The 12,387-nt window shown below is 64.6% G+C and carries 10 protein-coding genes; 3 read left to right on the top strand and 7 right to left on the bottom strand.

What is annotated here, in order from left to right; translation table 11 throughout:
• Position 1: 1 nt before the first annotated feature.
• On the top strand, positions 2-904 hold the full coding sequence (locus WBQ96_RS17675) for a LysR family transcriptional regulator (protein ID WP_336552363.1): 903 nt from the start codon (positions 2-4) through the stop codon (positions 902-904).
• A 33-nt stretch (positions 905-937) separates the two neighbouring features.
• Here the strand turns inward: WBQ96_RS17675 and WBQ96_RS17670 are convergent, their stop codons facing one another.
• From WBQ96_RS17670 to hutI, 7 genes are all read right to left on the bottom strand, one after another.
• A complete protein-coding gene (locus tag WBQ96_RS17670; protein ID WP_336552362.1) occupies positions 938-2,260 on the bottom strand; it encodes an ABC transporter ATP-binding protein in 1,323 nt (440 codons plus the stop codon).
• A gap of 27 nt (positions 2,261-2,287) precedes the next feature.
• Positions 2,288-4,042, bottom strand: coding sequence for an ABC transporter permease (locus tag WBQ96_RS17665; protein ID WP_336552360.1), 1,755 nt, complete (start codon positions 4,040-4,042; stop codon positions 2,288-2,290).
• Between the two features lie 139 nt (positions 4,043-4,181).
• Positions 4,182-4,433 carry a hypothetical protein gene (locus WBQ96_RS17660; protein WP_165118978.1) on the bottom strand — a complete coding sequence of 84 codons (252 nt, stop codon included), beginning with the start codon at positions 4,431-4,433 and terminating at the stop codon, positions 4,182-4,184.
• Between the two features lie 266 nt (positions 4,434-4,699).
• Complete coding sequence (locus WBQ96_RS17655; protein WP_165118977.1) at positions 4,700-5,281, bottom strand: HutD/Ves family protein; 582 nt, start codon at positions 5,279-5,281, stop codon at positions 4,700-4,702.
• The gene (gene hutU, locus WBQ96_RS17650; protein WP_336552357.1) at positions 5,281-6,957 is read right to left on the bottom strand and encodes a urocanate hydratase; all 1,677 of its coding nucleotides are present in this window, start codon (positions 6,955-6,957) and stop codon (positions 5,281-5,283) included. Before hutU ends, WBQ96_RS17655 begins: the two co-directional genes overlap by 1 nt.
• Positions 6,958-7,189: 232 nt before the next feature.
• Positions 7,190-8,725, bottom strand: a complete 1,536-nt coding sequence (gene hutH, locus WBQ96_RS17645) for a histidine ammonia-lyase (RefSeq protein WP_336552355.1) — start codon at positions 8,723-8,725, stop codon at positions 7,190-7,192.
• A 135-nt stretch (positions 8,726-8,860) separates the two neighbouring features.
• On the bottom strand, positions 8,861-10,123 hold the full coding sequence (hutI, locus tag WBQ96_RS17640) for an imidazolonepropionase (RefSeq protein ID WP_336552353.1): 1,263 nt from the start codon (positions 10,121-10,123) through the stop codon (positions 8,861-8,863).
• 101 nt (positions 10,124-10,224) lie between these two features.
• Here hutI and WBQ96_RS17635 point away from each other — a divergent pair, with 101 nt between their 5' ends.
• Both WBQ96_RS17635 and hutC read left to right on the top strand, forming a co-directional pair.
• Positions 10,225-11,577, top strand: coding sequence for a formimidoylglutamate deiminase (locus WBQ96_RS17635; RefSeq protein ID WP_336552351.1), 1,353 nt, complete (start codon positions 10,225-10,227; stop codon positions 11,575-11,577).
• 27 nt (positions 11,578-11,604) lie between these two features.
• Positions 11,605-12,339 (top strand): histidine utilization repressor, encoded by a 735-nt coding sequence (gene hutC, locus WBQ96_RS17630; RefSeq protein ID WP_336552349.1) that lies wholly within the window; start codon positions 11,605-11,607, stop codon positions 12,337-12,339.
• Positions 12,340-12,387: the final 48 nt, after the last annotated feature.

The raw sequence follows: 12,387 nt of genomic DNA, 5'->3' as shown, positions 1-12,387 counted from the left end.
CATGGCCAGATTGGACGTCAACCGCTCGGGCGAGATGGAAGTCTTCGTCAGGGTCGTCGAACTCGGCGGCTTTTCGGCCGCCGCCCGCGCCTTCCGCATGACGCCGTCGGCGGTCAGCAAGCTGGTGGCGCGGCTTGAGGCGCGGCTCGGCACAAGGCTGGTCAACCGCTCGACGCGGCGTCTCCAGCTGACGCCGGAAGGCGGCGTTTTCTACGAGCGCAGCGTGCGCCTGCTCGCCGATCTCGACGAGGCCGAGCGCTGCGCCTCGGCAAACGAGATCCCTGCCGGCCGCCTGCGCGTTAACACCAATTTTGCGCTGGGCCGGCACTACCTGCTGCCACTGGTCCCGGATTTCCTCGCCGAGAACCCCGCCGTCACGCTCGATATCGCTCTCACCGACGCGGTCGTCGACCTCATGGAAGAACGCACCGACGTTGCCATCCGTAGCGGGGAGCTCAAGAACTCGCGGCTGATCGCGCGCAAACTGGGAGGATCGCGCATGGTGATCGTGGCGAGCCCGGATTATCTCGCCCGCCACGGCACGCCGCGCATACCGGCCGATCTGGCCGGCCACAATCTGCTCGGCTTCTCCTTCGCACGCTATCTCGACGGTTGGCCCCTCATGGAGAATGGCACGGAAATCCGCGTTCCGGTTTCCGGCAATCTGCAGATCAGCGACGGCGATGCGCTGATGCAGCTTGCGCTTGGCGGGCTCGGGCTTGCGCGCCTTTCCGATTATCATGCGCGCGCCGAGGTGGCGGCGGGCCGGCTGGTGCCGGTGCTGGAAGACTGCAACCCCGGCGACATCGAGCCGGTGCACGCCGTCTTTCTCGGGCAGGGCGGCCACCTGCCGGCGCGGGTTCGGGCATTTCTCGATTTTCTTGTTCGGCGCCTGAAAATATGAGCGCGCGGCCGTCGCCCGCCGCGCGCCTTGCCTTCACGCGGGGTTCTCCAGCGTGAACATGTCGGATGCCTCGTCATAGGCGAACAGCTCGGCATAGCGCGCCCAGCTCGTAACCGCCCGCACGGTCTGCTCGGCGTTTTCCTCCGACATATGGTCCTCAAGCTCGTCGCGAAACCGGCGCGCCGGGGCCACATGACCCGACCGTTCGTCCAGCACCCGGCGGATATGTGCTGCCAGCGGCACATGCGTTGCCAGCTGCATCGCAAACAGCCGCTTGCGCTCGTCCACGTCGCCCTCGGCGAAGCGCTTGCCCGCCGGCTTCAGGCGGATATCGCCTTCGGCTAGCTCTGCGAAATGCAGCAGCTGCAGCGTCTCGGCGATCGGAAACAGATCGTCGATTTCGAGCTGCAGGCTGGCCGCCAGCGGCGGCAGGTCGGCCTGTCCGCGATAGGGCTCGGCGGCGATCGCCTCCATCAGGCCGGCCAGCAGGTTGGTCGAGACGCGCGGCAGCACCATCCCTATCCCGGTGCCGGGAAAGATGCCGCCGCGCGCCGGCTCGGCCACGCCCTTTCGTGCCGTCATGCGGGCGTAGATGTCGTCCACCAGTGCCCGGAACGCCGGATCGAGCCGGTCGCGTGGTTGCGGCAGGTCGATGCGGATTTCGGCTGCCACCCGGCCGGGATTGGACGAGAAGATCAGCACGCGGTCGCACATCAGCACGGCCTCCTCGATGTTGTGCGTCACCATCAGGATCGACTCGATCGGCATCCGCCCTTCCGACCACAGGTCGAGCAGGTCGGTGCGCAACGTCTCGGCGGTCAGCACGTCGAGTGCCGAAAACGGCTCGTCCATCAGCAGCACTTTTGGGTGCACGACCAGCGCGCGGGCAAGCCCGACACGCTGGCGCATGCCGCCGGAAAGCTCCTTCGGATATGCGCTTTCGAAACCGTCGAGGCCGATCAGGTCGATTGCCTCCAGCGCGCGCTTGCGCCGCTCGGCAGACGCGATACCGCGGGCCTCCAGCCCGAGCTCGACGTTCTGCAGCACGGTGAGCCACGGAAATAGCGCGAAGCTCTGGAACACCATGGCGACACCGTCGGGCGTGCCGGTGACGGGCACGCCCTCGAAGGTGATGGTGCCTTCGGTTGGCTTGATCAGGCCGGCGATGGAACGCAGCAGCGTCGACTTGCCCGAGCCGGAGCGGCCGAGCAGGCCGACGATTTCGGACGGGCGCAAGGTCAGCGCGACATCGTCGAGCACGACGAGGCGTTCCGCCCCGCCATTGTCATAGGTCTGGCGCACGCCCTTGACGTCGATGAGGGCGGTTTCGTTGGTGGTGATTGCGAGGTTGTTCATGATCGGTCTCCCGAATTCGAATTGGTTTCAGTCGAGGCGCAGGCGACGCTCGGCAAAGACGTAGAGCGGGCGCCACAGAATGCGGTTGAACAGGGTGACGAACAGCGACATCACCGCGATGCCGAGCACGACGCGCGGAAAATCGCCCGCTTCCGTCGCCTTGGCGATGTAGGAGCCGAGGCCGTAGGCTTCGAGCTTGGTGTTACCCCAGCTCGCCAGCTCGGCGACGATCGAGGCGTTCCAGGAGCCGCCAGTGGCGGTCAGCGCGCCGGTGACGTAATAGGGGAAAATCCCCGGCAGCATGACGTTTCGCCACCAGCTCCACGAGCGCAGCTTGAACACCGAAGCAACCTCCTTGAGGTCGGACGGAAAGGCGCTGGCGCCGGCAATGACGTTGAACAGGATGTACCATTGCGTGCCCAGGATCATCAGCGGCGACAGCCAGATGTTGGGGCTGGCACCTGTCGCTACGATGGCGAGCACCGCGAAGGGAAACAGCACATTGGCCGGAAACGCAGCGAGAAACTGGGCCAGCGGCTGGACGCGTTCCGCGACCTTCGGCCGAAGCCCGATCCACACGCCGATCGGCACCCAGATCACGCTGGCAATGGCGATCAGCACGATCACCCGCAGCAGCGTGGCAAGCCCACCGCCGAAGGCTTGCGCCACATCGCTCCAGCCCAGCTCGCTATGAATATAGTGCGCGGTGAAGATCGCTCCCGCCCCGGCTAGAATCGCAATGAAGGCAAGCCACAGCCTGTCGCTAAGCCGGCTAAGGTTCTGCTGTTCGGCAGTTTGTACCTTGAGTTGCGGGCGGCCAAGACGCACCAGCATCAGCCGTTGCCAGCCCCATGCCAGGGGTACGCCGATCGTCTTGACGAGGCGTGTCCGGCGCAGAAGGTCGTAGACCCAGGAGCGTGGTTTCTCCTGGCTGGCGGTCTGCTCGGAACGGAACTTGTCGGCCCAGGCGACGATCGGCCGGAACAGCAGCTGGTCGTAGATCAGGATCAGGACGCCCATCGCCAGTACGGCCCAGCCGACGGCGACGAAATCCTTTTTGTCGATGGCCAGCGCCAGCCACGAGCCGATGCCCGGCAGTTCCACCGTGGTGTGGCCGACGGTGATCGCTTCCGAGGCGACGACGAAGAACCAGCCGCCCGACATCGACATCATTGTATTCCAGATCAGGCCGGGGGCGGCGAAGGGTGCTTCCAGCCTCCAGAAGCGCTGCCACGCCGAAAGGCCGAAGCCGCGGCTGACCTCGTCGAGGTCATGCGGCACCGTGTGCAGCGACTGGTAGAAGGAAAAGGTCATGTTCCAGGCCTGGCTGGTGAAAATGGCGAAGATCGCCGCACATTCCGCCCCCATCTGGCTGCCGGGAAACAGGCCCATGAAGAAGGTGACGGTGAAGGTGAGGAAGCCCAGCCCCGGCACTGACTGCAATATGTCGAGCGCCGGGATGATCACTTTCTCGGCGCGGCGGCTTTTGGCAGCGAGTGTTGCAACGATGAAGGTGAAGACCAGCGAGGCGATGATGGCCGCGAACATGCGCAGCGTGGTGCGCAGCGCATATTCCGGCAGGTTGGCCGGGTCGAGCGTCACCGGCTGGGAGACTAGCAGTTCGGCCGAGCCGCGCATGGCGGCGGCGCCATGGGCCAAAAGCACGAGCAGTGCCGCCATGATCGACAGCGCGACGATGTCGTGGATGTTGGGCACGATGCGGTTGCGAGCGAGCCTGGTGGCCTCGCTCAGCGAAGCGCGGTTGTGGGGCAGGAAGACCATGATGATCCCTCAAATTCCTGATGCTGCAGGGATACGTTGTAAATGGACGCGCGAAGGCGTCGCCAAAGCCATGTCGGGCGACGGCGGGCGCATCCTCCTTGCGGTCAGGAAGAAGGAATTTCTGGTGCGGTCCGAAAGCTCAGGCGGCGAGAAGCATGCGGATGCTTCGACTGACGCCCTCTTCGGAAACGGTGTTTTTCTCGCGCGTCCAGCGGCATTCGAGATGCCCGTTGGCCGGGTTGCGAAGCCAGCGGCAGGCCAGCACGGTCTGGCCGATGGCTGCATTGGCGGGTGCGGCTACCGGCAGAATGCGCTTGCGGGCGACCGGCTCGGCACTCATGGAAAGGCGCACGGCAGGACGATCGCGGAAAAAGAGGATGATGGTGTTCATGGCTCACCTCCTTGGCCCCACAGGACCCGGAAGCAAGCGGACAGACCTTTAGGCCCTGGCGCTCACCCGGCGGGACATGCCGGACACAATCTTGATTGATGATGTTGTCCGAACCGGGCTGGTGGCCTTGTCCGAACAGCGACTAGGGTAACTGTCCATAACCTGTTCGATCTGTTGTTGACGGCCTCGATCTCTCGAAGCGGGGGTGGCATACGCCCGCGGCATTTGACGTGTCAAGCACGAAAGGGCCAGTCGCCGGAACGTGATCAGGCCGTGCGTTTGAGTGATATGACGAACAGCACGGCGTCGTCGGCCTCGATGAGCAAGTGCCCCGGCGTTTCAGTGAGATGGAGCGTGTCGAGCGCCCCCAAATCCGCTGACTTGCTGCCGGTCACAATCCGAGCCTGTCCCTCATGACAGAACAACAAAACTTCCGAACCATCAGTCGACAACGCGGTTGAACCCGCGGCGACTCTTAGCCGTCTCATGGAATGCGCAAGCTTGCCCCGCCGCGTCATGATGTTGAGGTCGGTCACGGCGCCGCCGATCAGCTCGGCGCTGGTCGGCGCGTCGCCGGGAAAGGCCAGCGGCTCGGAGCGAGAGGTCAGCGCCGCCGGTTCCATGCCCTCGATTGTCAGCAGCAAGCCGTCACCGTCGAGCACGGCCAGCGTCCGGTCGATGCCGGGAAACATCGAAAACGGCCCGCCACTTTCCACCCGCGCCATCGACAGCCGCCAGTCGAAATCGCCGGTCGTTGCACCAGCGGGCGAGATCGCGATCTCCGTCGTCTCGCCGCCGCCATTCTTCCACGGCATGCGGCGGTGTTCAGAGGCGCGGATGACGCGCATCACCCCAGAATGCCCGGCAAATTCAGCCCATGCTCCCTAGCGCAGTCGATGGCGATGTCGTAGCCGGCATCGGCGTGGCGCATGACGCCAGTGGCCGGGTCGTTCCACAGCACGCGCTCCAGACGCCGGGCAGCGTCTTGCGTGCCGTCGGCGACGATGACCATGCCCGAATGCTGCGAAAAGCCCATGCCGACGCCGCCGCCATGATGCAGCGACACCCAGGTCGCACCGGAGGCGCAGTTGAGCAGGGCGTTGAGCAGCGGCCAGTCGGACACGGCATCGGAGCCGTCCTTCATTGATTCGGTCTCGCGGTTGGGCGAGGCGACGGAGCCGGAATCGAGATGATCGCGGCCGATCACCACCGGCGCTTTCAGCTCGCCGCTGGCGACCATCTCGTTGAAGGCGAGGCCCAGCCTGTGGCGGTCGCCGAGGCCGACCCAGCAGATGCGCGCCGGCAGGCCCTGGAAGTGGATGCGCTCGCGCGCCATGTCGAGCCAGTTGTGGAGGTGATGATTGCCCGGCGTCAGTTCCTTCACCTTGGCGTCGGTCTTGTAGATATCTTCCGGGTCGCCCGAGAGGGCTGCCCAGCGGAACGGGCCGATACCGCGGCAGAATAGCGGGCGGATATAGGCCGGCACGAAGCCCGGAAAATCGAAGGCGTTTTCCACGCCTTCCTCCAGCGCCATCTGGCGGATGTTGTTGCCGTAGTCGACGGTCGGCACGCCCTGTTTGTGGAAGTCGAGCATCGCCCGAACATGCCCGGCCATGGAGGCGCGTGCGGCCTTGTTCACGGCCTTCGGGTCGCGCTCGCGCTTTTCTTCCCATTCGGCCACCGTCCAACCCTGCGGCAGGTAGCCATTGATCGGGTCATGCGCCGAGGTCTGGTCGGTCACGGCATCGGGGCGAACGCCGCGTCGCACCAGTTCGGGAAACACGTCGGCTGCGTTGCCGAGCAGCGCGACGGAGATTGCCTTCTTTTCCTTGGTGGCCTTGTCGATGATCGCCAGCGCGTCATCCAAATCTTTCGCCTGCACATCGACATAACCGGTCTTCAGCCGCATCTCGATGCGGCTCGGCTGGCACTCGACGGCAAGGCAGGAGGCGCCGGCCATGGTCGCCGCCAGCGGCTGCGCGCCGCCCATGCCGCCGAGGCCGGCGGTGAGGATCCAGCGGCCGGAAAGATCGCCATTATAGTGCTGGCGGCCGAGCTCAACGAAGGTTTCGTAGGTGCCCTGAACGATGCCCTGTGAGCCGATATAGATCCAGGAACCGGCCGTCATCTGGCCGTACATCATCAGCCCCTTCTTATCGAGGGCGTTGAAATGGTCCCAGTTGGCCCAGTGCGGCACGAGGTTGGAGTTGGCGATCAGCACGCGTGGTGCGTCCGCATGGGTGCGGAATACGCCCACCGGCTTGCCCGACTGCACCAGCAGCGTCTCGTCGTTTTCGAGCTGCTTCAGCGCGCCGACGATGCGGTCGAAACTGTCCCAGTCGCGGGCGGCGCGACCGATGCCGCCATAGACCACGAGTTCGCCGGGCTTTTCCGCGACGCCGGGGTCGAGATTGTTCATCAGCATGCGCATGGGCGCTTCGGTGAGCCAGCTCTTGGCCGAAAGCTCAGCGCCGGTCGCTGCACGGATGGTGCGTGAATTGTCGATGCGGGTGTGGGTGGTCATGCGGAGGCTCCTTTGAACGTGGGAGCTCGATGTTGCCCCCCTCTGGCCTGCCGGCCATCTCCCCCACAGGTGGGGAGATCAGCAGTTGCTACGTTGATGCTCGTTCTGAATCGCTGATAATTGGCGTAAGCGGACATGAAGGCTGATCTCCCCACCTGTGGGGGAGATGGCCGGCAGGCCAGAGGGGGGCGCGAAGGAACGCGATCCTGAAAATTAACCGGCAGCATATGCCTCATCCCCCAATCTCCGGCAGCTTCACCGCATTGGCCGCCTCAATCACCGCCCCGCTGCGCACCAGCGCGATTGCCTTTTCCATGTCGGGGTGGAAATGCCGGTCCTCGTCGAGATGCGGCACCTTGGCCCGGATTGCCTTGCGCACCGCTTCAAGTGGCCCGCTCGAAGCCAGCGGCGCATGAAAATCGCAGCCTTGCGCCGCGGCCAGAAGCTCGATGCCGATGACCGCCGTGGCATTTTCCACCATGCCGATCAACCGACGCGCGCCGTGCGCGGCCATCGAGACATGGTCTTCCTGATTGGCCGAGGTCGGGATCGAATCGACGCTTGCCGGATAGGCTTTCTGCTTGTTTTCAGAAACGAGTGCCGCTGCCGTCACCTGCGGGATCATGAAGCCCGAATTGAGGCCCGGCTTCGGCGTGAGAAATGCCGGCATGCCCGACAGCGCGGGATCGACCAGCATGGCGATGCGCCGCTCCGACAGCGAGCCGATCTCGCAGACGGCGAGCGCGATCATGTCGGCGGCAAAGGCCACCGGCTCGGCGTGGAAATTGCCGCCGGAAAGTGCGGTGCCATCCTCGGGAAAGATCAGTGGGTTGTCGGTGACGCCGTTGGCCTCGGTTCCCAGCGTGTCGGCAGCCTGGCGCAGCACGGTCAGGGCCGCACCCATCACCTGCGGTTGGCAGCGCAGGCAGTAAGGGTCCTGCACGCGCTCGTCGCCGACGCGGTGGCTTTCGCGGATGGCGCTGCCGGCCATCAAAGCGCGCAAGGCGTCGGCGCTGTCGATCTGGCCCTTGTGCTTCCGCAGCGCATGGATGCGCGGGTCGAAGGGTGCATCGGAGCCCTTGGCGGCATCGGTCGAAAGCGCGCCGACGACAAGCGCCGAGTGGTAGAGGATTTCCGCCTCGAACAGCGCTGCCAGTGCATAGGCAGTCGAAAACTGCGTGCCGTTGAGCAGCGCCAGCCCTTCCTTGGCGCCGAGCGTCAGCGGCTCAAGACCATGCGAGACGAAGGCCACCTTGGCCGGCACCCGGCCATGCGGCGTAAAACATTCGCCGACGCCGATCATCGCCGCCGTCATATGCGACAGCGGTGCGAGGTCGCCGGAAGCGCCGACCGAGCCTTGCGCCGGCACGACAGGCACCACGTCGTTCGCCAGCATCGCTTCCAGCAGCGCAACGGTCTTGGGCTGCACGCCCGAAGCCCCCTGCGCCAGGCTGGCAAGCTTCAGCGCCATCATCAGCCGCACGATTGCAACGGGCATCGGTTCGCCGACGCCGGCGGCGTGCGAAAGCACGATGTTGCGCTGGAGCGTTTCGAGATCGGCAGCGGGAATGCGCACGCTGGCAAGCTTGCCGAAGCCGGTGTTGATGCCATAGACCGGCTCGCCCTTGGCGACGATTTTTGCCACCGTGTCGGCGCTGGCCTTGATCTTCGGCCGGCAGCTCTCATGCAGCTTCGGCACCGCACCGCGATAGATGGCGCGCCAGTCGGCGAGTGTTGCATTGCCGGGGTTGAGAGTGATGTCAGTCATGAAAAACCTCCGGTGATGTGGAGGCTGATCCACCCCCACCCCTAGCCCCTCCCCACAAGGGGGAGGGGGATTCTGAGACGTTGACGGCCCCCTCCCCCTTGTGGGGAGGGGTAAGGGGTGGGGGTGCCGAGACGTTCACATTCCCCTCCAGACGCGTTGATGCAGCGGGTTGAACCCCATGCGATAAACCAGCTCGGCCGGGCTCTCGATGTCCCAGATGGCGAGGTCGGCCCATTTGCCGGCTTCCAATGTGCCGGTCTCGGCTTGCAAGCCGAGCGCGCGCGCCGCCTCGCGGGTGACGCCGGTGATGCATTCGTCCACCGTCATGCCGAACAGCGTCGCCGCCATGTTCATGGTCAGCAGCAGCGAGGTCAGCGGCGAGGTGCCGGGGTTGCAGTCGGTGGCGATGGCCATCTTCACGCCATGCTCGCGAAACAGCGCCACCGGCGGCTTCTTCGTCTCGCGGATGAAGTAGAATGCACCGGGCAGGATGACCGCCACAGTGCCGGACTTCGCCATCGCAGCAGCACCGTCCTCGTCGGTATATTCGAGATGATCGGCCGACAGCGCGCTATAGCGTGCGGCAAGCGCTGCGCCATGCAGGTTGGAAAGCTGGTCGGCATGGAGTTTTACCGGCAGGCCGAGCTCTTTCGCCTTGTCGAAGACGCGGGAAATCTGCTCCGGCGAGAAAGCAATGCCCTCGCAGAAACCGTCGACAGCGTCGGCCAGTTTTTCAGCAGCGATAGCCGGCAGCATGTTGTCCACAATATTGGTGATATAGGCGTCCTTGTCGGGATAAGGCTCTGAGGGCACAGCCAGGGAGCCGAGGTTCTGCGGTAATGTGTGCGCCCCCAGAAATGTTGTGACGACGGACACGTCACGGACACTGCCCAGTCGCCGTGCTGCGCGCAAAGACCACCGTTCATGCATGTGGCTAAGGCCATAGCCTGACTTGATTTCGACGGTGGTCACGCCCTCGGCGATCAATGCGTCGAGACGTGGGAGGCTTTGCCGGACAAGCTCATCTTCAGTCGCGGCGCGGGTTGCCTTCACCGACGAGACGATGCCGCCGCCGGCCTTGGCCACTTCCTCATAGGTCGCGCCGGCCAGCCGCATCTCGAATTCGTTGGCGCGGTTGCCGGCGTGAACCAGATGCGTATGGCAGTCGATCAGGCCTGGGGTGATCCAGCGGCCTTCGCAGTCGATGATTTCGGCCTTTTCGCGCAAGGCGACGGGAAGGCTGGTTTCAGGTCCCGCATAGACGATGCGGCCACCTTCGGCAGCGACCGCGCCTTTCTCGACAATGCCCAAGCCCGGCGTGCGCTCAGTGAGCGTCACAAGCCGCGCATTCCGCCAGATGCGGACCTCGTTCGACTGGGCTCTCTCCCGATCCGGCATGATCTTTTCCGTTTCCATCCCGCTCTGATATGTATATACATATTAACGATGGACGCAAGCGTCTTGCTGATGGATTATACGCAAAGCGGAGGGCAGGGCTAATGACGGGGATCTTTGCGGAAAATGCCTTGCTGGCAGACGGCTGGCGCAGCGATGTTCGGCTGACCGTCGAAGCAGGGCGCATTGCCGGCGTCGAAACGGATGCCGCGCCGCAAGTGGGCGACGAGCATCACGCGATCGTCCTTCCCGGCATGCCGAACCTGCACAGCCACGCCTTTCAGCGCGGCATGGCCGGCCTTGCCGAGACGCGCGGCCCTTCCGCCGACAGTTTCTGGTCGTGGCGCGAGGTCATGTACCGTTTCGCGCTTTCGATGACGCCGGAACAGGTCGAGGCGGTCGCCGCCCAACTCTATGTCGAGATGCTGGAAGCGGGCTTTTCGCGCGTCGGCGAGTTTCATTATCTGCATCACGATCTCGATGGCGGGCACTATGCCGACATCGCCGAAATGGCCGCGCGCATCGCATCAGCGGCGCAAACCACCGGCATTAATCTCACGTTGCTGCCCGTCTTCTATGCCCATTCGGGCTTCGGTGGCACCGCGCCCAATGAAGGCCAGCGCCGCTTCGTCAACGATCTCGACAGTTTTGCCCAATTGCTCGACGGCGCCCGTGCGGCGGTGAAAAACCTGCCCGGCGCAGTCGTCGGCGTTGCCCCTCACAGTTTGCGCGCCGTCACGCCTGAGGAACTGGCCGCCGTCACGGCGCTGACGGACGCCCCCATCCACATCCACATCGCCGAGCAAATAAAGGAGGTCGAGGACTGTATCGCCTGGTCGGGCGCGCGCCCGATCGAATGGCTGCTCGATCATGCACCGGTCGATGCCCGCTGGTGCCTCATCCACGCCACCCACATGCTCGACGCCGAGACCGTCGCCATGGCGAAAAGCGGCGCGATCGCAGGGCTATGTCCCATAACCGAGGCCAATCTCGGTGACGGCACTTTTTCCGCGCCGCTGTTCATCGAACATGGCGGCCGTTTCGGCATCGGCTCGGATTCGAATGTGCTAATCGGCCTGCCGGACGAACTGCGCCAGCTCGAATATTCGCAGCGGCTTTTCCATCGCCAGCGCAACGTTCTGGCCGCTCCCGGCGGTTCCAACGGTCGCGCTCTGTTCGATGGGGCGCTGGCCGGTGGCTCCGTGGCCCTTGGCGCGGGATCGGGAAAAATCGCCGTTGGCGCATCGGCCGATTTCATCTCGCTCGACGCCGGTCATCCCTCGCTTGCGGGCAAGAGGGACGACGGCATTCTTGACGCCTGGATATTCGCCAACGGCACCAGAGTCGATTGCGTTTGGGTGCGAGGCGAGAAACTCGTTGCGGATGGGAGACATTTCCGGCGCGAGGCCATTGCCCAAAACTTCCGAACAGTGATGATGCAGCTCTCCGCCGGGTGAGCGGCGAAGCTGGATAGGGGAAACACGGTGGAAGCGGTAAGGGAACAGGAAGCGACGTCGCTGCATCAGCGCATCCTCGCCGATATCAGCGAGCGCATCCTTTCGGGCGAATGGGCGCCCGGCCACCGCATTCCTTTCGAGCACGAACTGACCGAGCAGTATGGCTGCTCGCGCATGACGGTGAACAAGGCTCTGTCGCAACTCGCCAAGGTCGGGCTGATCGAGCGCCGGCGTCGTTCCGGCAGTTTCGTCCGCCGTCCGCAGTCGCAGGCTGCGATCCTCGAGATACACGACATCAAGGTCGAGGTTCAGGCGCTTGGCCTGCCCTACCGCTACGAGCCGGGCACGCGCCAGAAGCGCAAGAGCATGGTCCAGGACCGTGCGCTCATGGATCTCCGCCCGGCGGGGCTTATCCTCGACCTGACCTGCCGGCATTTTGCCGGGCAGCGCCCCTTCTGCCTGGAAGAGCGGCTGATCAATCTGGCAGCCGTGCCGGAAGCGGCGGACGAAATGTTCGACGACACCGCGCCGGGGCCGTGGCTGATCGCCCGCGTGCCATGGAGTGCTGCCGAACACCGCATCAGGGCGAGCGCCGCCAGCGATGAAGTGGCAGACGCGCTGGACATCGAAGCCGGCTCTCCCTGCCTCGTTGTCGAACGCCGCACCTGGAGCGCCGAGCATCCGGTCACCCATGTCCGCTTCACCTATGCCGCCGACAGCCACACGCTGGTGGCACGCTTCACGCCATCACAAGGTGGCTGAGGCGAGAACGGCGTTGCTAGAAGCGCAGAAAACTGCGTCAGATGACCG

This window comes from Mesorhizobium sp. CCNWLY176, assembly GCF_037153935.1.
Classification (GTDB): domain Bacteria; phylum Pseudomonadota; class Alphaproteobacteria; order Rhizobiales; family Rhizobiaceae; genus Mesorhizobium_M; species Mesorhizobium_M zhangyense.
Note: the sequence above shows the minus strand (reverse complement) of the source record. Positions and strands in the feature narration are given on the sequence as shown.